19 protein-coding genes are annotated in these 19,258 nt (G+C 45.3%); 10 read left to right on the forward strand and 9 right to left on the reverse strand.

Going from position 1 to position 19,258, the window contains the following annotated elements:
- The first annotated feature begins 6 nt into the window (after positions 1 to 6).
- Positions 7 to 900 carry a LysR family transcriptional regulator gene (locus R7Q09_RS15245; RefSeq protein WP_005374436.1) on the forward strand — a complete coding sequence of 298 codons (894 nt, stop codon included), beginning with the start codon at positions 7 to 9 and terminating at the stop codon, positions 898 to 900.
- 81 nt (positions 901 to 981) lie between these two features.
- Here the strand turns inward: R7Q09_RS15245 and R7Q09_RS15250 are convergent, their stop codons facing one another.
- From R7Q09_RS15250 to R7Q09_RS15260, 3 genes are all read right to left on the reverse strand, one after another.
- Complete coding sequence (locus R7Q09_RS15250; RefSeq protein ID WP_047102489.1) at positions 982 to 1,677, reverse strand: pirin family protein; 696 nt, start codon at positions 1,675 to 1,677, stop codon at positions 982 to 984.
- Between the two features lie 9 nt (positions 1,678 to 1,686).
- The gene (locus R7Q09_RS15255) at positions 1,687 to 2,130 is read right to left on the reverse strand and encodes a DoxX family protein (protein WP_064369535.1); all 444 of its coding nucleotides are present in this window, start codon (positions 2,128 to 2,130) and stop codon (positions 1,687 to 1,689) included.
- Positions 2,131 to 2,455: 325 nt separating this feature from the next.
- A complete protein-coding gene (locus R7Q09_RS15260; protein WP_017633816.1) occupies positions 2,456 to 2,659 on the reverse strand; it encodes a hypothetical protein in 204 nt (67 codons plus the stop codon).
- 194 nt (positions 2,660 to 2,853) lie between these two features.
- On the opposite strand from R7Q09_RS15260, the gene R7Q09_RS15265 reads away from it, so the two are divergent.
- The 3 genes from R7Q09_RS15265 (at position 2,854) to R7Q09_RS15275 (ending at position 5,619) form a co-directional block, all read left to right on the forward strand.
- Positions 2,854 to 4,221 carry an AlkA N-terminal domain-containing protein gene (locus R7Q09_RS15265; protein WP_239932108.1) on the forward strand — a complete coding sequence of 456 codons (1,368 nt, stop codon included), beginning with the start codon at positions 2,854 to 2,856 and terminating at the stop codon, positions 4,219 to 4,221.
- On the forward strand, positions 4,218 to 4,700 hold the full coding sequence (locus tag R7Q09_RS15270) for a methylated-DNA--[protein]-cysteine S-methyltransferase (RefSeq protein WP_005374431.1): 483 nt from the start codon (positions 4,218 to 4,220) through the stop codon (positions 4,698 to 4,700). The genes R7Q09_RS15265 and R7Q09_RS15270 overlap by 4 nt, the downstream gene beginning before the upstream one ends.
- A gap of 100 nt (positions 4,701 to 4,800) precedes the next feature.
- The gene (locus tag R7Q09_RS15275; protein WP_238844228.1) at positions 4,801 to 5,619 is read left to right on the forward strand and encodes a hypothetical protein; all 819 of its coding nucleotides are present in this window, start codon (positions 4,801 to 4,803) and stop codon (positions 5,617 to 5,619) included.
- A gap of 72 nt (positions 5,620 to 5,691) precedes the next feature.
- Here the strand turns inward: R7Q09_RS15275 and R7Q09_RS15280 are convergent, their stop codons facing one another.
- Positions 5,692 to 6,300 carry a YitT family protein gene (locus R7Q09_RS15280; protein ID WP_005374427.1) on the reverse strand — a complete coding sequence of 203 codons (609 nt, stop codon included), beginning with the start codon at positions 6,298 to 6,300 and terminating at the stop codon, positions 5,692 to 5,694.
- Between the two features lie 201 nt (positions 6,301 to 6,501).
- Here R7Q09_RS15280 and R7Q09_RS15285 point away from each other — a divergent pair, with 201 nt between their 5' ends.
- On the forward strand, positions 6,502 to 6,897 hold the full coding sequence (locus R7Q09_RS15285) for a GFA family protein (protein WP_017821038.1): 396 nt from the start codon (positions 6,502 to 6,504) through the stop codon (positions 6,895 to 6,897).
- 37 nt (positions 6,898 to 6,934) lie between these two features.
- Here R7Q09_RS15285 and nhaD read toward each other — a convergent pair whose 3' ends face one another.
- A complete protein-coding gene (gene nhaD / locus R7Q09_RS15290) occupies positions 6,935 to 8,365 on the reverse strand; it encodes a sodium:proton antiporter NhaD (RefSeq protein ID WP_161441030.1) in 1,431 nt (476 codons plus the stop codon).
- A 420-nt stretch (positions 8,366 to 8,785) separates the two neighbouring features.
- Positions 8,786 to 9,811 (reverse strand): acyltransferase, encoded by a 1,026-nt coding sequence (locus tag R7Q09_RS15295; RefSeq protein ID WP_318070959.1) that lies wholly within the window; start codon positions 9,809 to 9,811, stop codon positions 8,786 to 8,788.
- Positions 9,812 to 10,061: 250 nt separating this feature from the next.
- On the opposite strand from R7Q09_RS15295, the gene R7Q09_RS15300 reads away from it, so the two are divergent.
- Entirely contained in the window at positions 10,062 to 10,652 is a 591-nt protein-coding gene (locus R7Q09_RS15300) for a TetR/AcrR family transcriptional regulator (RefSeq protein WP_318070960.1), read from the forward strand.
- A 128-nt stretch (positions 10,653 to 10,780) separates the two neighbouring features.
- Positions 10,781 to 11,638 carry an alpha/beta hydrolase gene (locus R7Q09_RS15305; protein WP_017633823.1) on the forward strand — a complete coding sequence of 286 codons (858 nt, stop codon included), beginning with the start codon at positions 10,781 to 10,783 and terminating at the stop codon, positions 11,636 to 11,638.
- A gap of 168 nt (positions 11,639 to 11,806) precedes the next feature.
- Here the strand turns inward: R7Q09_RS15305 and R7Q09_RS15310 are convergent, their stop codons facing one another.
- Both R7Q09_RS15310 and R7Q09_RS15315 read right to left on the reverse strand, forming a co-directional pair.
- Positions 11,807 to 14,353, reverse strand: coding sequence for a glycosyl hydrolase family 18 protein (locus tag R7Q09_RS15310; protein ID WP_203345512.1), 2,547 nt, complete (start codon positions 14,351 to 14,353; stop codon positions 11,807 to 11,809).
- Positions 14,354 to 14,722: 369 nt separating this feature from the next.
- Complete coding sequence (locus R7Q09_RS15315) at positions 14,723 to 15,226, reverse strand: DUF2850 domain-containing protein (protein ID WP_262653099.1); 504 nt, start codon at positions 15,224 to 15,226, stop codon at positions 14,723 to 14,725.
- A gap of 328 nt (positions 15,227 to 15,554) precedes the next feature.
- Here R7Q09_RS15315 and R7Q09_RS15320 point away from each other — a divergent pair, with 328 nt between their 5' ends.
- Positions 15,555 to 15,839, forward strand: a complete 285-nt coding sequence (locus R7Q09_RS15320) for a pyrimidine/purine nucleoside phosphorylase (protein ID WP_005383244.1) — start codon at positions 15,555 to 15,557, stop codon at positions 15,837 to 15,839.
- A 132-nt stretch (positions 15,840 to 15,971) separates the two neighbouring features.
- Positions 15,972 to 16,253 carry a hypothetical protein gene (locus R7Q09_RS15325; protein WP_213873643.1) on the forward strand — a complete coding sequence of 94 codons (282 nt, stop codon included), beginning with the start codon at positions 15,972 to 15,974 and terminating at the stop codon, positions 16,251 to 16,253.
- A 3-nt stretch (positions 16,254 to 16,256) separates the two neighbouring features.
- Here R7Q09_RS15325 and R7Q09_RS15330 read toward each other — a convergent pair whose 3' ends face one another.
- Entirely contained in the window at positions 16,257 to 17,405 is a 1,149-nt protein-coding gene (locus tag R7Q09_RS15330) for a GGDEF domain-containing protein (protein ID WP_053308037.1), read from the reverse strand.
- Between the two features lie 507 nt (positions 17,406 to 17,912).
- On the opposite strand from R7Q09_RS15330, the gene R7Q09_RS15335 reads away from it, so the two are divergent.
- On the forward strand, positions 17,913 to 19,253 hold the full coding sequence (locus R7Q09_RS15335; RefSeq protein WP_025768746.1) for an MATE family efflux transporter: 1,341 nt from the start codon (positions 17,913 to 17,915) through the stop codon (positions 19,251 to 19,253).
- Positions 19,254 to 19,258 lie beyond the last annotated feature (5 nt).

Below are 19,258 nucleotides of genomic sequence, written 5' to 3' on the forward strand. Positions count from 1 at the left end.
TGGTTTATGGATGTAAAAGTCTTTCGAACATTTTTAGAGCTGGCAAGAGTTCGTCACTTCGGACGTGCTGCTGAGAACCTTTATATTACCCAAGCCGCTGTGAGCGCACGTATCAAACAATTGGAAAGTTACTTCGATACGCAATTGTTTATTCGTGATCGAAATAACATAAAGTTGACCTCTGCAGGTGAGCGCTTAATCAGCTATGCCGAGGTAATGGTCACTACATTGCAACAAGCGAAGCTAGAATTATCGCTTGAAGATGGCAAAGCGCTGCAACTAACGTTAGGTGGCACGCCAAACATTTGGGACGCTTATTTACAGAATTGTTTAAGTGTCGTCACAGATTCGTTTGGTGGTTATGGCTTCATGGCAGAAGTGATGGGACGTGAGATGCTCAGTCGTAGCTTGCTAGAGCGCACGTTAGATATGGCATTTGCGTTCGATCAGATCAAAGCTGATGAGCTTAACTGTAAAAAAGTGGCGGATGTTGTTCTCGTTCTGGTATCAACTGAGAAAGATTCTTTAGACACCGTTTTCGAAAACAAATATGTGTACGTTGACTGGGGGACGCGTTTCTCCTCGGAGCATTCTGAACGTCACCCTAAGATTCCGGCTCCATATTTACGCACTTCAACAGCGCGTATCGCATTGGACTTTATTTTAGAGAAGGGTGGAGCCGCGTACTTACCAATCTCTCTCGTGGAGCCATTTATCGCTAATGGGCAGCTTCACAAGGTGTCTGGAGTAGAAGATTGGTGTCGCCCTATCTATTTGAGCTATCGTAAAGCTAGCTCGTCTGTAGACGCGATTAAGCAAGTGGAAGAAATTGTCAAAGAGATCGATCCACTGACCGCTTACAGTTTTCAGCAAATTGGTTCTGGCACTTCCGACGAATAGCGTTGAATGAAAAGTCAGAAAAACGAAAAAGCCGCCTTGAGAAATCAAGGCGGCTTTGTTTTTATCTCGATGAATCGATAGTTATGGTAAGTCAAACAACAGGGCTGTTGTGCTTTCGTTTGATGTATTGCGCAAAACAACCTTACTTTGGTGTTCAATCTTCGCGCCGTCGCCAGCCGTCAAAGTGGTATTGTCGACACTAAGGCTGCCTGTCACTTGATGGATGAATAGATTTCGGCCCGACTCAATCTCAAAGTTTAGTTCGCTACTTGGCTCAAGAATTAACTGATGCAAAGTCGCATCTTGCTTAATAAGTAGCGTGCCGTTTTCTCCAGTTGGAGTTGCGATAGTCGTTAACCCAGGATTGCGCCCAAAATCTTTTTGCTGATAACCTGGTTTGGTTCCAAATGCGTTTGGTTGAATCCAAATCTGTAGAAACCGCAGCGTATCTTGGTTCGACGCATTGTACTCACTGTGGTAAATCCCTTTCCCTGCCGACATGAGTTGGAATTCACCTGCAGGTAGTGTTTTGACGTTACCTTCACTGTCTTTGTGTGCGATAACACCTTCCAACACATAGCTGATGATCTCCATATCACGGTGGCCATGTGTATCAAAACCCGCGCCAGGCTTGACTACATCGTCATTAATGACTCTCAGCTCAGAAAAGCCCATATGTTGAGGATCGTAGTAGCTACCAAAAGAAAACGTATGTTTGCTATCAAGCCAGCCAAAGTTTGCTCGACCTCGGTCTGCTGCATGTCTTACCGTAATCATAAGGCCTCCTTAAGAGAGCTTTTTGTTTAAAAAGTTATCTAACGCTGCTTTACCTGCGCCAGAGAACGCCAGAGAAACGCTCGCTGCCAGTAATGCCAAGCCAAACTCGTAACCGTTGTTTGCCATGAACAGGCCATTTTCAAAGTGGACAGAGAATATCGCTACCACCATCGTGAACGCCAAAGCAACCGCTGCTGGTCGAGTTAGCAGACCAAGTAAAATGAACAAGCCGCCAAAGAACTCTGCGCTGCCCGCAAGTAACGCCATGAGCAAGCCAGGACCTAAACCGATAGATGCCATCCACTGACCTGTGCCTTCTAGCCCGTAGCCACCAAACCAGCCAAATAGTTTTTGTGCGCCGTGCGCCATAAAGATAATGCCGATTGGAACGCGAAGTGATAGTGCGCTGTAACCTGCGTTTGATGTGGTAATTTTCTGTAATAGTGCTTTCATGATTCTGTCCTCTGACTCTTTTCAATGAGTGGGAAGCGTGTGCTCCCGTGCTGTTGAGAACAGTTTAGGTAGAGGCGAACATAAAAATAACGGGAGGATTTTGATAAGCTCATTCTAAAAAATTGAATAAGTGGTTTTTATTATTTTAAATCAATATCTTGTAAAGTTTTTTTGGGTTTATATTTGCCTATTATGTTCTGTTTAAAATCAAGGTCTGTCATTATTTTCGATAAACATTTTTGCTGTTAAACAAAAAAAGAGCACATGTACTGTGCTCTATTGCTTTCGCTTTTAACAAGGGAGAAAGGTGTGTTAAAGAAAACCGTCAGAGGTTCATTAAGCTCTCTAATGACTCCTCTACATTGTTGTAGTGATAAGTCCGAATATTACGTCCATCCGTCGCATTAATCTGAATTTCTGAGATCTCGTTATCTGAGTCTCGTTCGATAATTCCAATAGAATGATCTACGGATTTACTGGTAATAACCTTTTGGTTTCTTAATACAATTACGCAAGTATGTAAGTCCATGCCAATTCCCTTTAGCCGACGTTGTTGTGATGTTCTGGATCTAACTTTAGTGTACAAAAGCGCTAATGCCAATAAATCTCAATATTGAGTTCCGAAAATGGCTAATTGTGGGCACTTAAGCAAGCTACAATAACACTATATTGAACGATGCCTATGAACAATAAATGACAAAAGGCATGAGCAAGGAAAGCACTATGTTTATTCACCCTCATACCTCACTGACCTTCGAGCAGTGTCACAAGGCGCGAGTCGCGCGAGACAGCCGTTTTGATGGGCGATTTTATGTGGCGGTAAAAACAACGGGAATCTTTTGTCGTCCGATTTGCCCGGCAAATTTGCCTAAAGAAGAAAATGTTGAGTATTTCGCTGATAAGACGCAAGCCCTTCAAGCAGGGTACCGTCCGTGTTTACGTTGTCGACCTGACAGCGCGCCTGGATCTTGGGCATGGAAAGGTGTCGAGACGACCTTTCAACGAGCGATTTCGTTAATTGATAGAGGGGAGTTGCATCACCATTCGGTGTCTGAGTTGGCTGAGCGTGTTGGGATTTCTGACCGTTACTTACGTATGTTGTTTGAGCAGTATCTAGGTATGTCACCCAAGCAGTATGCGCAATATCAGCAACTAATGTTCGCCAAACAGTTGCTTCACTCCTGCTCTATGTCGGTCACCGACGTGGGGTTTGCATCAGGTTTTAACAGTACGCGCCGCTTTAACGATGCTTTTCAAAAGTTTCTCAAACTAACGCCTTCTCAAGTACGCCGTAAAGAGTTTGATGGTGCGGGTTGCAATCGAATTGCCTTACCTTATCGAGGTGAGTTGAATTGGTCGCACATGTTGGGCTTCTATCGTTTGCGAGCGGTTGAGGGGGTTGAGCTAGTGAGTGATGAGAGTTATCAGCGCAACGTTTTTTTGGATGACAGCAAAGCCTGGTTTAAAGCGACAAAAGGTGAAGGATACTTAGAACTGGCGTTTGAAATTGAAGACGTAACGAAGCTGCAAAACTTGGTGTCTGACATTCGTCGTATGTTCGATCTTGACGCTGATATTTGTACTGTTGAGCAGCATTTGGAGTATGTCGCGCCTGGACTCGTGTCGAGTAAAGGTATTCGTATTCCTGGTGTATGGAATGCATGGGAAGCAGGGGTTAGAGCGATTTTAGGCCAGCAAGTGTCGGTTAAAGCGGCGATTGGTCAACTTAACTTATTGGTGGCCACACTTAGTGGAGAGTCAGAAAAACGTTTTTTCCCGACTCCCAGTGATATTGCGAACGCCGACGTGAGCTTTTTGCGCATGCCGCAAAGCCGTAAAGAGACGCTAGTGCGCTTCGCCCAGTTTATGCAGGACAACTCAGAAGCTGACCCCCAGCAGTGGCTAGCTTTGAAAGGCATTGGACCTTGGACCGTCAGTTATGCTCAACTGCGAGGGCAATCTCAACCCGATTGCTTTCTAGATAAAGACTTAGTGGTGAAAAAGGCGATGCAGCGTTACCCATCACTGAATACGCACACTGCGGCCCCTTGGGGAAGCTACGCGACGTTTCACTTATGGAATCAATCATGAAAACATTTTATACCGAAATGCCGAGTCCACTAGGAACGGTGACTATCCAATCGAACGCTGAGGGCTTACTTGGCATTTGGTTTGAAACATGCACCACTAAGCCGAGTGAGCTGGGGGTGCGAGACGAGCAGCATCCGGTCTTGCGCCAAGCTGTCACCCAACTGGATGAATACTTTGCTGGTCTGCGCAACGAATTCGACTTGCCCCTTGCTGCGACAGGCACTGATTTTCAAAATCAAGTTTGGCAGGCACTAACGACCATTCCATATGGGGAAACGTGGAGCTATCAAGATCTCGCGAATGCGATAGGTAACCCTAAAGCTGTGCGTGCTGTTGGGTTAGCAAACGGGAAGAATCCGATTTCTATCGTGGTACCTTGTCATCGCGTTATTGGCAAAAGCGGAAAACTGACTGGGTATGCAGGTGGAGTGGAGCGCAAGCAACGTTTGCTCGCGCTGGAGCAAGGTACACCGCTTTAAGTGAGGCGATTCTCGTATTGGGATTAAGCGTGCTACACAGGGGTAACGATAGTGTAGAGTTTCATAATCGTTATACGAATAGAAGAAGGACAATAAGGACATGCCTTTCAAAACGGATTTTGATGCCTTCATGAGAGAGTGTTGGCAGCATCACGAGGAAAATCCCGAACAAGTTTATGCTAAGCTAGAAACGGCTCTGAGCGAGGTGGAAGACGTTACCCAAATCGAGCGAATATTCGCATTGATGCTGCATACCGCTATTGGGCATCTCCAGTGCCCAGAACAGTTTCTTACTTGTTTAGAGCACTTTGATGAACGCAAGGTTGCCGAGAGTTTGGCATTTCAACGCAGTATTGCCGTTGCGCGCTATTTCGTAGATGGCACTGACAATATGGAATTATTGGAAGAGCAAGAACAACGCCGAGTTTACGCTTTGATTTCGAATGAACTTTCTGCACTTGTTCAGCTTGAACTGGCGAGTCAATGGTTGGTGAAGGCAGCGTTAGGAATGACGCCGAACGATGCAGAAGGGCCATTAGCGCGCGCTATCGCGATCACTGCGAACAACTTAGCATGTCAGTACGAAGCGCTGGCTGAGCGCACGTGCATGGAAACATCGAAGATGTTAGAAGCAGCAACACTCGCGCTAGACTATTGGAAAGTGGCAGGGGGTTGGATGCAAGAAGAGCGCGCAGAGTATCGCTTAGCTATGAGCTTGCTTAAAGCGGATAAACCGCAAGAAGCCAAAGTGCATGCTGAGCGCTGTGAAGATATTTGTCAGCAACATGGTAGCGACGCGCTTGAGCTGTTCCACGCACATGACTTGCTGATGCAAGTACACTTCCATCTTAGCCAGAAATATAAAGCTAAATTGGATGAGGAGATGCAGCAGCACTGCAAAACGAGCTCGTTGACGTGATCTTAGCGTAGAATGAAAAAAGCCCCGAGCGACTGGCTGGGGGCTTTAGGGTTGTTGACTATGCAGCGATGATTATGCTGCTTGCGCCTTTGCTTGGTATCGTCCTGGTTTATGGTTCATCGCCAAAATCAAGTTTGTTGCGATGGCACCTAGAACAGATAGAGCGATAAGGTGCACATCTACAATGAACAGTGACATCACCACGATGGCACAATCTAACGCCATTTGAACTTTACCCGCTCGAACTCCAAAACGTTCCTGAAGGTACAACGCTAGAATGTTAAAGCCACCCAAACTCATTTTGTGACGGAAAATTACCAACATACCGATTCCAATCAGCCCACCACCCAAAAGTGCCGCATAGAAAGGTTCGATTCGTGAAATCTCAATCACATGATGCAGATGATCGACCGCAAAAGAGACAATCGAAACCGCAATAAAGGTATTGATAGTGAAGCGCCAACCCATGCGCATCACAGATAAAATATAAAAAGGGAGGTTAAGAGCGAAAAATATCTGACCAAAACTGAAGTCACTCACTTTGGTTAGGAAGATCGCCAAACCAGCCGTACCGCCAGTGAGCAATCCTACTTTGCTAAAAAATATCACCCCAAGTGACACCAACGCACTGCCGAGCGTCAGAGCCAAGAGGTTCTCTCTTAGGCTATGATCTTTGTCCATAAATTAATTTCCTTGGTTTAAAAACCGCGCCGGAGATAACACGTCTCACGGACGCGATAGACAGTCGCCAAAATAGCAACTAACAAATCGGCCAATAAAATGTCGCGAAAAGTGATGGATGTCGAGTTTTTGGACGAGATTATGATGATATTAACCTGTTTAACATAATGTACACAGATAGAAAAACAACAAGGAAAAGTTATGATTAAGAAAGTTGGCAACACCCAAATCAACACATTACATCGACTGAGTTGTCACTGTGGAAAAGTTGAGTTGGAACTGGCGTTACCCAATGGTATTGAGAAACCGAGACGGTGTGACTGTTCTATGTGTCGACGTCGTGGCGCGATTGTCGCGTCTGTACCTTTGAACGGTATTCGTATTGTGCAAGGCGAAGACGTCTTGAAGCAGTATCAATTTAATACACACACTGCGAAGCACTTTTTCTGTGGCGAGTGCGGAATTTATACGCACCATCAGCGTCGTTCTGACCCGAGTGAGTATGGCTATAATGTCGGCTGCTTAGAGGGCGTCAACCCATATGAGTTGGGAGCGATTGAAGTGATGGATGGCGTTAACCATCCATCCGACCGCTAGGTTGTGTTGCAAGTTAAGCACCTGATTGTCGGTGCTTTTAAGTAAATAAACCGCTATTCATCCACAAGTGTACCGCAATACTGGCGGCATAACCCAAGGCGATGACGGGAGCCCACTTTAGGTGGCCAAAGAAGGTGTATTGTCCACGCGCGGCTCCCATTAAAGCGACGCCTGCCGCGGAGCCAATGGAAAGCAAACTGCCCCCGACACCTGCGGTTAATGTGACCAGTAGCCAGTTGCCCATCGACATGCTTGGTTCCATGGTCAGTACAGCAAACATAACCGGAATGTTATCGACGATTGCAGATAGGACACCAACCATTACGTTTGCCCAGACAGGGTTCCATTGCGTGTACATGACGTTTGAAACCAGTTCGAGGTAGCCAAGTAAACTTAAACCGCCAACACACATTACAACACCGTAGAAGAACAACAAGGTGTCCCATTCGGCTCGAGACACACGATGAAACACATCAAACGGAACCACTGAGCCTAAGCGCTTCAATGCCTGATCATCGCCATTGGCAATTGCCATAGCTGCTTTTTTTGCGAGTGAGTGTTTAAGAGTTTGACGCAAAAAATATCCGAAAAACTGTAAGTACGCCAAGCCCATCATCATGCCCATAACGGGTGGGAAGTGCAGCAAGGCGTGGAAAGAGACCGCAGTGGCAATAGTCAGAATGAATAATGCGACAATACGCCTTGCCCCGCGTTTTAGATCAACGTGTTGGTGAATCGTATTCGGTTTTGTGTTTGGAACAAACAGTGACATCAAAAACGCGGGAACCAAGTAGTTCACCAATGACGGTACAAACAACGGAATGAACTCAGCAAAGCTGACATGACCGGCTTGCCACACCATCAGGGTTGTAATATCCCCAAATGGGCTGAATGCACCGCCAGCGTTGGCTGCGATAACAATGTTGATACAAGCAAGATTGACGAACTTAGGATTATCACCAGAGACTTTCATCACTACAGCGCACATCAAAAGGGCCGTAGTTAAGTTATCGGCAATCGGTGAAATGACAAAAGCGAGAAACCCCGTCAGCCAGAACAACTTTTTGAATCCAAAACCTTTACCAACCATCCACGCCTGTAAGGCATCGAAGAGTTTGCGTTCTTCCATTGCGTTGATGTAAGTCATCGCCACGAGCAAAAACAGCAGCAACTCGGCATATTCCAACAAGTTGTGTTCTAGTGCGGATTTGGCGATTTCAGGCTGGTTGTGTTGAGCAAAGGTGTAGCCAATCAGAATCCAAATTAATCCTGCAGCGAGCAGCACTGGCTTGGATTTTCTCATTTTCAGATACTCTTCCAACATAACCAGTATGTAAGCGATCGAAAAGATAATCAGAGCCGCGTAACCGACACCAGAATTAACAAGGTTCAGTTCATTGGTTGATGCAGCAAAGGTGGCGCTAGAGAACAACAAACAGCAGAAAGCCACAATTGGATAGATTGGCATAGACATTTCTCCTTTGTCTGGTTGGAGAAATATTAGCCACAAATGAATGAGTTAGTTGTGAGAGAGCTCGAATTAACAGTAGGAGTTAGGAAATGATAGTGTGCGCCACTATTTTCTGAGTGACGCAATGCTTGCTGCGCCGAATAAAACCGCAGCGGCATATAAACCGTAAGTTAACCAGTGACTAATCTCTAAAAAAGGAACGAGTCCTTGACCTGCCCACATACAGCCTCCGTTTAATGAGCAATGTTGTAATAGTCGAGCCAATTTAAAGGAAATGAACAATGTTTTTTGTGAGTGAAAGCAAATTCTGAAGGATTAGAAAGTCAAAAATTGGTCAGTGAGAGAGAAATCTCATTTTTAACTGGCTAGCTCTAATCCTTTTGAGTTAAAGCTAGCTATATCTAGAGCTGAATGCATTTAGCGTAGGAGCCATTTTTTCAACGGTGAAGCGTCGATTGCTTTCACAAGCAGTATGGTTGCAACAATTGTTGCAGGATAAATAAACACATCTTTCGCGAGGTGTTGCAGCCCGATAAATCCAGCGACATTCATCATGACAATTATGATAAGCAGATGGCTAACATATATCCCTAACACGCTAGGAGATAGTTTGAAGATCCAAGGCATGTCGCCAAAATGAGGGTGAGCCAAAAGCCACATAAAGACACCTACAGCCCAGATAACGGTACCGAATAGGAAGTCGTGCGAGTTGAAAGCGATGTCATGTTGCATCAGCCAGTAAGCTTCACCAAAATGCAGTGCCATGCCAAGAATAATGCATCGAACCGTATTGTTTCTCGACCACCGCCACTGCGCTTCTCGTGCGAAATAACCTAGAGCAACTAGCAACGTGCTGAAAAAAGGCCCGTTACGAGTAAAGAAAGGCGCTGGCAGGTCGGTAATGGTCGCGTAACTGCCAGCAAAGGCCCCGTATATGTATAGCAATACTGCGGTTGGCAGTATCAGTTGCGCCATATTGATATGCACGAGAAAGGCAATTAACGCTACGGCAATGACCAGAGCCGGAATAAACCACAGATGAACGAGTCCGCCTTCGATGAGTGAATTGATCGGGGTTGACATTAAGTACCCCCAATAACCTTGCCTTTCGGCGAGATACCCTGCCTCAGCGACCGTCTGCCATTGGAATGGCATCAGTAAACTGATCATGCTCCAAATGAGCCAAACCTTCATTAACGGTTTGGCGTAGTTCTTAAGAGTATCGATAGGTGAGTGACTCAACTTCGGCTGGATTAGATAACCCGAGATGAGAAAGAACAGCGGAACAGCAAAACGAGCCAGTTGGTTGAGCATATAGCCAACCCATGGTATCCCATTCCACTGCCAGTACGTCAGTGCCATCTGGCAATGCAAACCCACAATCGCAAGCATCGCAATGATACGTGCAAACTCTAAGCTGGCTATTTTTTGTTTCTTTGCCATTACATTGTTTACCTAAATAAAAAACTTAGGTGAAAATAGCAGGTTGTTACTGAAGTAATACGTGAAAAAGTCAACAGACTTGCGCTTACATTGAAGCTGTTTTGAAAATTAAGACTTACTTCAAACTTCTTAATTATTAACCTATTAACGCAATCAATACCTGATTCGTGAGTCGAAAATAGCACTGAATAATGGTTAGACCAGTTAACTCGAGATTGCAAAAAAGAACGATCGTGCTAAAAATAAGACTATGCAAAAAGGAAAAATGACAAAAGAGTTTATTCTGCAGCGGGCTTTTGAGATCGCCAGCGAAGACGGATTAGAAAGTCTTACGATTGGAGAGTTAGCCAAGCAATGCGGTATGTCGAAAAGTGGTCTGTTTGCCCACTTTAATTCGAAGTTGAATTTACAGCTATCGGTGCTTGATCACGCCAATAAAGTGTTCGCTGATCGGGTTATTGAGCCTGCTCGAGAACTCGGGGATGGCAATATCGAGCGTAAAATTCGAGGGTTGCTCGACTCTTGGATGACTTGGAATCACGCATTCCAAGGAAGTTGTATGTTTCTTGACGCTTGGAATGATACGGCAGATAAAGATTGCCCGCTTCAGGCCGGACTGCGTAAATCCATAGACACTTGGCTGAGTTATTTGGAGATCCAAATAGCGAAAGGCAAAGAGAAGCAAGAATTTGCAGCAGACTTAGATACACGCCAAGCAACGTTTGATTTGTACGGTCTCTATTTGAGTGCGCATGTTTTTTACTCAATTAAAGGTGAGCACGAAAGCTTGCGTCTGTTTTGGCAAGGGATCGACAACTTATTTTCTCGCTGGAAAGGCTAATATCGGTTATTCGCTTCCCAGATTCGTAGACATAAAATCACAAAGAGCGGCTGAGTTCGCTCTTTCTTATCAGCATAAAAAGCACGACCGTTCGATTTTGTGCAAAGCTGATAGTTAAGGACATGATTATGAGTGAAAAAATTTACTTTAATACATCGCAACGTTTCAGTATTAAGCGCAGTTTGGTGAACATTAGTACTCGGTTACACCATACACTGGCCCCGTCGCATGCAAAGAAGACCGCACGTAAGCTTCTTCTGACACCTGCTCGTACGCAACCTAAAAATATTGAACCTCAAGGGCTTATCAAAGGTGAAATTAAAGGGCATGCAGGCATCATCAAAACCTATACTTTGGGCTCTGGACCTATTTGGGTGCTAACTCATGGTTGGTCTGGAACGGCAAGTCAGTTTTATCCACTGATGGAACATATTGCGTCGAAAGGGTTTACTGCTTTGGCGTACGATCATCCGGCACATGGTGAGAGTGAGGGGCAGTATGGGCACATTCCGGGGTTTGTCAGAGGATTAGAAGATGTGTTGGATACGGTCGAGGATATTGTTGGTCTAGTTGGGCACAGCATGGGCACCGCTTCTGCTCTTGAGTGTAGGCACAGTAAGTTAGAAAACAAGCCTTTGCTGCTTATTGCTCCGGTATTAAATTACGTAGAGAACTTATTCGGTAGCATTGCACGTTCCGGTTACTCGATGAAGCTTTTTAATGCTGTGGTTTCAGAAGTTGAAGACCAATTTGGTTATCCGTTACAGTCCATTGATCCGATGAAGCGTTTGTCTGAGCGTCCGTCTCACACCATTATTATTCATGATGAGCAAGACAAGTTCACCAAATACAGTGTCTCGGCAAAAGCGGCTGAAGAGATTAAAAACGTTGAGTTAGTGACAACACAAGGTCAGGGGCATGGTCGAGTGATGAAGTGTGAGCAAGTCTTCAGTAGTTTTGACCGTTTGCTCGATAGTGCTTGGTAACCCTTACTTTTACTGATTGACTCGCTCCGTTTTGCGCTAATTCGATTTGAAAGTAACACCTCAGATTTTTTCGTCTCTGGTGTTGCTCTCCTCGTTAAGAGGTTAAATCCAAAAAGGACAGCCGAAGCTGTCCTTTGTTTATTTAGCAGAACGTCTGCAAGGCTGAAATTAGTTACAGTTAGCTACGCCAACTTCTTTCCAAACGCCCCATTCGCCAGATTGGCTAGGATCGTCACCCTGAGTCCACCATTTCGCTTCCCACGTTTTACCTGCGTGAGTCACTTGGTTACCACCTGTGTACACTGCGCTCGCATCCCATGCGTTGTCACAATTACCAGGGTTCGGATCGGTTGTGTGCTGTGCAACAACCACTGTCGCGCTTGCCGATGAAGACGCTTTACCGTCGCTCACACTTACAGTGAAGCTTAAGCTTGTGTCTTGCGGGTATTCCGCAGCAGTGAACGTGACTTTAGAGCCTTCAACCGTTGCATTCAGACCTTGAGGTAGAGTCCAGTTGAATGTCAGGGTATCGTTGTCTGCATCGCTAGACGCAGATGCATCTACAACCACAACGTCACCAGCGTTTGCTGTTGCTGGAGCAACAACTTGCGCTACTGGTGCGTTGTTCACTGGGTCAACAACACCTGCTGGTTTCACTGTTACTACAACGAGGTCAGATGCCGTTGCACCTTCGTTATCAGACACCGTCAGCTTGAAAGTTAATTGCTCTTCAACAGTAACTTCTGCTGCATCAAAGCTTGCTTTCGCTGAGTTTGCACCTGTTAGTACCACTGCTGTGCCAGATACTTGTTCCCAAGCGTAGCTTGCGATGGTGCCGTCAGAGTCGTTTGACAGGCTGCCATCTAGAACCACATTTGCAGGACCTGTTACCGATTGATCTGCGCCAGCGGCTGCGGTTGGCTTACGGTTTGGTTGAGGAACCACACCACCAGCCATACCTTCGTGCATCGCGTTTAGAATGTCACCGTTATCCGCGTCAATTTCCCAAGAGAATAGACCAGCAAGACCAAGAGACTTCGCGTAGCTACCTTTTGCTAGCACTGAACGGTGGTCATCAAATGTGATCAACTCGCCCGTAGTACGGTTCCATACCCATGGTGCTTCTGCTTGTGCATCGTAGCCGTACTCGAAGCCGTTAATACCAGTGTTGTTTGCACCTAGCATGAATGACTTAATGCCTTTGTAGTCAATTACGCCATCTTCCCAAACACCTTGCGCTGTGCTGCCCTTCAGTTTACCTGTAGCAGTACCTGTCATTGGGTCGTTTGGATCGGTTAGCGTATCTGGAGTTACGCCTTCCCAGCCACGACCGTACATTGCTGTACCAAGTACTAGCTTGTTCGCAGGAACGCCTTGAGCAAGAAGAAGTTGGATGCCGTTATCTGTTGTGTAAGCAGGACCTTTGTATGGTTCGCCGTTCTCATCAACGCCACTACCGTCACACTGACCAGGACGCATGAATGAACCACAGTAAAGCGCAGTCTGGTGACCAGGAACGTTGTTCCAACCGCCGTAGAAGTCGTAAGTCATTGCGAAGATGTAATCCATGTACTGCACCGCATCTGCGTAGTCTACGTCTTCAATCTTGTCGTAACCGACACCGATAGCGGACGTTAGCTCGTAAGTACGGCCTGTCTCAGCTTCTAATTCATCAAGCATTACGCGCAGTTCACGCATCAGTGCGATGTATGCTGGGCCATCGTTTACAGGGTCGCCCTTATCGGCTGCTGCACCGCCGCCGCCAGGGAATTCCCAGTCGATGTCAACACCGTCGTAGAATTTCCAAGTTTTCAGGAACTTCTTAACTGATGCGACGAATGTGTCACGGTTTTTCTTGTCCACGAAATCGAAGAATGGGTCAGACAGTGTCCAACCACCGATCGATGGGATGATTTTTAGATCAGGGTTACGTTGTTTCAATGCCATTAGCATTGCGTAGTTACCCTTGATAGGCGTGCTGTATTCATGACCAGCTTGTGGGAAGCTCTTCTGATAAGCAGCCCAAGGGTCATGGATAACGACTTCATAATCAGGCACACCTGTACAAGCAGTTTGTAGCGCGTTGAAACTGTTGCCGCCAACAGACTTCACAGACTCATTTGGGCCACAAATTGGGATAAAACCGTAAAGGATGTGAGTCAAGTTGTCGACCGGCATATTATCGACTGTGTAGTCACGGCCATAGATGCCCCATTCAACAAAATACGTACCCATCACGACGCTTGGATCGGTATTGTAGGTTTTGTTGTTTGGATCAACATTCATCGTTAGTGGCTTCAGGTGAGAACCATCGGTATCTGCAATTGTGATTTCAGCTGGTGCGCTTTTCGCACAACCTGTCGCATCACATGCTTCGATTTCCATTTGGTATAAGCCACCTTGGCCGTATTCAAACGAAGCTGTCGTTTGGCTACCAGTGATAGGGCCGCTTGCTACTTTTACACCATCAAAATAGACGTTGTAAGTGTCACCAGGTGTGCCACTCCACTGGTTAAATTTAACAGTAATCTTCGCTTGCTCATGGTATTTCACCATGTCGTAGTAGCCTGACGTGGTTTCCATCGCGAGTTCAATTTTAGAAAACTGAAGGTTGTTGGAACCGTACATATCGATACTTGGTGCGGTTGGAGCCGCAACTGCAGCACCTGATAGCGCTAAAGCAACTCCAGCTGCACATAGGTTAAATCGAATCATAACTTCTCTCTCAATCCTTGGATTCATGTTCTACCTAGAACATAGGCTGCTCTTGCACCAGATAAGATGATTGGATTTACTCCACGTGCAAAAGCATCACACTCAGCATTTCAGAGAGTTTTTTTTCGTCAAAAAAAATTAAGACGGTTTTCGAGGCACTTGAGAGAACTTAACTAAAACTCGCACTCTGTTACACAGAAAGTGTCAGACTGAGTCAATAATTTATAAAATCTCAGCAGAAACTAAAATTATTGTTTACTCAGTAACGAGTTAGTTAAATGCGATGAAGGCCTTATTTTGTTGTTTATTAAGGTTTTGTTTCATTGATATAGAAAGAGAATTGAAAGGAAAAATAGCCGTGAAGACATATTAGTCACGGCTGAAGTGTTCACTCAACGCCGCGCGACGTTTAGAGGCTGCGCCGGTTTCTGAGCCCTGAACGGTATGCTCAAATCCTTTACGAATGAATCGCTGATCTGGAATAAGAGGCTCAATACGGCGTATTTGAGGTGAAAGATGAGAGCCCGAGATCTGATACGCGGTCTTTCCTAATCCGGTATTCAACGTGATGACCTTGCCATCGAATTCAAATTCCGTAGTAATAAGTCGATGGTTTCGGTATACCCCATCTTCAGTGAAAACGAGACGTTCTGTTTGGTAGGGTGGCGCGCCAATCTCAATCCATTCGCCGTACACCTTTTCCGGATCAATGTGGTCTTGATAGGAGAGGTGGATTTGATAGCCAAAAAGCGTCAACAGACCCATCCCGAAGCAGACAAATGTACTCTTGAGGATTTTGGATTGGTGGCGAGCCAAAAATGAAAGTTTTGGTTCTTGTCGTGCTTTTCGCCTTCGGCGGGTTGAGTACGTCATAGATCTAATTTTCTCCACTTTTTTAACATGGTGGAAACCTTCCTTTTTAAAAACAAACAATCCCGCCATTGAGACGACGAAACTATGATCTAATGTCCACTTTTACATTCAGATACACATCTTATTGATGGTTTTGTTGTTTGCTCACATTCATTACTTCGCAGTTTTTCTTGCTCGGTTTAGGTCGCCTGATTAATCCTCGTGAAAAGAGGTTCTCGCTCAGTAGCAAAGGATGTGCGTTATTACGTTGAGTTTAATGGCTTTCAAAGCTTGAGTAACGGAAAGAAACAAGGTAAAAAAGAGCGGACTTTTGATAAGGAAACCAATAATGAATATTAAGGAAAATAGCTATTTTGCTGGTAGTGTAAAATCACTAGGCTTTAACCAGAAAGATCAGGATGTTAGCGTTGGTGTGATGCTTCCTGGTGAGTACACGTTTGGTACTCAAGCACCAGAGCGTATGACGGTTGTAAAAGGTGCGCTTGTGGTCAAGCGTGTTGGCGAGAGCGATTGGACGACTTATCAAAGTGGTGAGTTTTTTGAAGTGGAAGGTAATTCTTCATTTGAGCTTCAAGTGAAAGAAGCGACTGCGTATTTATGTGAGTACTTCTAGCGTTCATTTGTTGCTCGTCATAAAACCACCTTCGGGTGGTTTTTTCGTCTATGTGCTTCACTTATAACGCATCTTTTTGGTTATTTGGGTATATACTTAATAAAAATGTACCCATCGACCAGGGAGGAAGTGATGGCAGTACAACGCAAGCATTCTGATCTCCCTCCTCGTTACGAGGATAAAGATCTCACCAATGAGCAAAGACAGCGCTTTACCGAAGTTGCCAATGCCGCTCATAAGAGACGTGAATTTTATCGACGTGCTCTAGGAAAGAGCTTAATGGGCAAAATGAAGGGCCGTGCGTTTAAAGATCACCCCACTCGTCAGCAAGACAAGCCGAACAGAACGTTGCAAGTAGTGTGGTTAATCGTATTCCTCGTTATGGGGCTTTGGGTGATGCATGTGTTCGCTTAGTCATTAGCAAGCTTCTGGTACCGCTGGTGCATCAGATGTTGACTGTTCTTCAGTATTGCAGTGCTCATAAAAGGCGTACTGGTTTTTACCAGTATGTTTAGCTGCGTACATTGCTTTATCTGCACATCGAGTCAATTCAGACAAATCCTTTGCATCTTGCTTATAGATAGCAGCACCTACACTCATCGTTAACTCGTTAATCATATCGTAGCTTCGGTAACCTGTCGGAAACAGATTCACGATCCGTTTTAGGATGCTGTCGAGGTCATCTTTACTTTTTACATCGTAAAGCATGATTACAAACTCATCGCCAGCAAATCGAGCGATGGAGTAGTCGTGTTTATCGGTTTTTCTGTCTTTGTTGCGAATGTTATTTTTTAATCGAGTTGCAAAGGCTTGAAGTACTTGGTCACCAATATCGTGCCCGTAGGTGTCGTTGATGTGCTTGAAGTTATCGATATCGAGAAAGACCAATGCGGTGATGCTGTCATCAGATGAGTGCTTGATTTCATCGAGCTTTGCGCGCGCCCAAGTCTCAAAGCTCCAGCGATTGGCAAGCCCAGTGAGCTGGTCAAAATATGCTAACTCCTCAATCCCCTCACGATACAGTGTTTGAATGTAATTGAGGACTTTCGTGTAGTAATACGAGAACGTGTGACACACAAACGCGGTCGCTATCAGGGTCAGCATCAATCTCCGCTCTATGATTTCTGTGGCTGCTGGCAGTCGATCTAAAAAAGCGACCCCAAAAAAGATCAGTAAAATGTAGGTGCCACTGAACAACAGACCGACCTTAAACTCATTAATTAATACCAGAGTGGCGACAATAGGATATAGCCATAACATTTTGCCTGACGGAGCGTCGTTATACAGAAGTAACAATAACCCTTCGAACATTAAGACAGCACTTAGCCATAAGTCGGCGTATTGATGGTGCCGCTGGACTTTTATTACATAACTGATTGCTAAGCATGCCAAGGCACACAAAGCATGGAAAAAGCTTAAACCCCAGTTATTCTCAAGTGATTGAGCAATGGAACCATAAGTTAAACAGGCAGCGGCGATACTGGAGCATAAAAAGACAATTTTCTTTTTTCTTGTTGAGCGGATGTCCGCCATTTCTTCTAAGCGCGCCCCAGCCAATGTCGACATTACGTATCCTTGCTTAATTAACGTGTACGCTTATTCTAGGCGGTATTTTCGCGATAAATAGAACAACAAAGTTTCCAAATGTGATATCAGTCATTTTTAGTGCAAAGCCATCAGTGTGATTTGGTGCGAGTGTTCAAAGAGGAATGGTGGCGCATGCAGGTTTTCATGACGGTTCTTCATGGCTCTATATGGTTGGACTGATAACTCAAAGTAATGTATCTAGTTGGAGATATTTCTATTGATTATCCTGATTCTGTTCGGTGCTCGTTGATTGAGAGTATTGTTCACCAATCTCTGCTCTACGTATCGTCAAGGCATATGTCGTTTCGAAAATGCATTAGAAATATTTTTCCGAAACAGGGCGAAATATTGTTGTCGTTATGACCAATATGCGACTAGAATCCGCGCTAAATCACAACCTCATATCGAGCTTCGTTCGAGTCACTATTTTTAAACTGCTTCACAAATATTGTGAGGCAGTTTTTAGTTGTAGGAAAGGTTACAAGCATGCCTAAAAGCCAAAACATCAACCAACGAATGTCCATCGTGGCATTAGCTTGGCCAATTCTTGTCGAAATTTTGCTACGGACGGCTTTAGGAACCAGTGACGTGTTCATGCTGAGTGGCTACTCAGACAAAGCCGTATCCGCTGTTGGTGTGATCACGCAGATTACCTTCTTTTTAATCATCGTTTCGACCTTTGTCAGTAGCGGTACGGGGATTTTGATTGCCCAATACAATGGCGCTGGACGCGAGCAAGAGTCAGTGAGCGTTGGTGTTGCGAGTATTGCGTTGTCTGTGCTCGTCGGTGTGCTATTGAGTGTGATTGCCGTGCTTGGTGCGATATATCTACTCCCGTATTACGGCTTGGAAGCGCAAGTCGAGCAGTACGCTCATGAATATCTGCTGATAAGCGGTGCGATGACGTTTAACGTTACGATTGGCGTTGTTTTTACAACTATTCTGCGTAGTCATGGTTATTCACGTTCCCCAATGGTGGTGAATTTGATCTCGGGTGTGTTCAACATCATTGGTAACTATATTGCGCTTTACCAGCCATTCGGTTTACCTGTGTATGGTGTGCAAGGTGTAGCAATAGCAACCGTCGTCAGCCAAGTCATCGGTACGTTAATGTTATGGTTTATTCTCGCTCGCAGTAGCATTGAACTACCAATGTCGACTATGAAACAAGTACCGGCAGAGATTTACAAAAAGATCTTAAAAATCGGCGGCATGAACGCGGGTGAGGTGCTGTCTTACAACGTGGCGCAAATCTGCATTGTGTACTTTGTGGTGCAAATGGGGACGGCATCGTTGGCGGCTTTCACTTATGCGCAAAACATTGCCCGTTTCTCGTTTGCTTTCGCGTTGGCAATTGGTCAGGCAGCGCAAATTCAGACTGGTTACTACATCGGTAAAGGTTGGGTGAGCAGCATTTTAAAACGCGTACAAATCTACTTCTTAGTGGGATTTGTGGCATCAACGGCGGCAACCACACTGATTTACCTGTTTAGAGAAGAGATTCTGCGCGTATTTACCGATCAACCAGAGATACTCGCATTGGCAGGTTCGTTAGTCATGGGCTCAATTTTGCTCGAGGCCGGACGTGTGTTTAACCTGATTTTTATCGCGGGGCTCAAAGGCGCGGGTGACATCAAGTTCCCAGTGCAAATGGGGATTTTGAGTATGTGGGGACTAGGCGTGCTTTTCTCTTACATCTTTGGTATCCACTTGGGTTATGGCGTTTTAGGGGCTTGGATGGCAATCGCACTCGATGAATGGGTACGTGGTATCATCATGGCAAGACGTTGGCGCTCTCAGGTGTGGACCAAGTTTAAGGTGAGCTAACGGTT

This window comes from Vibrio sp. 2130-1 (assembly GCF_033339515.1).

What these genes read in the sequence shown, in the direction of transcription:
- R7Q09_RS15245 (WP_005374436.1), top strand. Translation starts at nt 7, where the DNA reads ATGGATGTAAAAGTCTTTCGAACATTTTTAGAGCTGGCAAGAGTTCGT.
- R7Q09_RS15250 (WP_047102489.1), bottom strand. Translation starts at nt 1,677, where the DNA reads ATGATTACGGTAAGACATGCAGCAGACCGAGGTCGAGCAAACTTTGGC.
- R7Q09_RS15255 (WP_064369535.1), bottom strand. Translation starts at nt 2,130, where the DNA reads ATGAAAGCACTATTACAGAAAATTACCACATCAAACGCAGGTTACAGC.
- R7Q09_RS15260 (WP_017633816.1), bottom strand. Translation starts at nt 2,659, where the DNA reads ATGGACTTACATACTTGCGTAATTGTATTAAGAAACCAAAAGGTTATT.
- R7Q09_RS15265 (WP_239932108.1), top strand. Translation starts at nt 2,854, where the DNA reads ATGTTTATTCACCCTCATACCTCACTGACCTTCGAGCAGTGTCACAAG.
- R7Q09_RS15270 (WP_005374431.1), top strand. Translation starts at nt 4,218, where the DNA reads ATGAAAACATTTTATACCGAAATGCCGAGTCCACTAGGAACGGTGACT.
- R7Q09_RS15275 (WP_238844228.1), top strand. Translation starts at nt 4,801, where the DNA reads ATGCCTTTCAAAACGGATTTTGATGCCTTCATGAGAGAGTGTTGGCAG.
- R7Q09_RS15280 (WP_005374427.1), bottom strand. Translation starts at nt 6,300, where the DNA reads ATGGACAAAGATCATAGCCTAAGAGAGAACCTCTTGGCTCTGACGCTC.
- R7Q09_RS15285 (WP_017821038.1), top strand. Translation starts at nt 6,502, where the DNA reads ATGATTAAGAAAGTTGGCAACACCCAAATCAACACATTACATCGACTG.
- nhaD (WP_161441030.1), bottom strand. Translation starts at nt 8,365, where the DNA reads ATGCCAATCTATCCAATTGTGGCTTTCTGCTGTTTGTTGTTCTCTAGC.
- R7Q09_RS15295 (WP_318070959.1), bottom strand. Translation starts at nt 9,811, where the DNA reads ATGGCAAAGAAACAAAAAATAGCCAGCTTAGAGTTTGCACGTATCATT.
- R7Q09_RS15300 (WP_318070960.1), top strand. Translation starts at nt 10,062, where the DNA reads ATGCAAAAAGGAAAAATGACAAAAGAGTTTATTCTGCAGCGGGCTTTT.
- R7Q09_RS15305 (WP_017633823.1), top strand. Translation starts at nt 10,781, where the DNA reads ATGAGTGAAAAAATTTACTTTAATACATCGCAACGTTTCAGTATTAAG.
- R7Q09_RS15310 (WP_203345512.1), bottom strand. Translation starts at nt 14,353, where the DNA reads ATGATTCGATTTAACCTATGTGCAGCTGGAGTTGCTTTAGCGCTATCA.
- R7Q09_RS15315 (WP_262653099.1), bottom strand. Translation starts at nt 15,226, where the DNA reads ATGACGTACTCAACCCGCCGAAGGCGAAAAGCACGACAAGAACCAAAA.
- R7Q09_RS15320 (WP_005383244.1), top strand. Translation starts at nt 15,555, where the DNA reads ATGAATATTAAGGAAAATAGCTATTTTGCTGGTAGTGTAAAATCACTA.
- R7Q09_RS15325 (WP_213873643.1), top strand. Translation starts at nt 15,972, where the DNA reads ATGGCAGTACAACGCAAGCATTCTGATCTCCCTCCTCGTTACGAGGAT.
- R7Q09_RS15330 (WP_053308037.1), bottom strand. Translation starts at nt 17,405, where the DNA reads ATGTCGACATTGGCTGGGGCGCGCTTAGAAGAAATGGCGGACATCCGC.
- R7Q09_RS15335 (WP_025768746.1), top strand. Translation starts at nt 17,913, where the DNA reads ATGCCTAAAAGCCAAAACATCAACCAACGAATGTCCATCGTGGCATTA.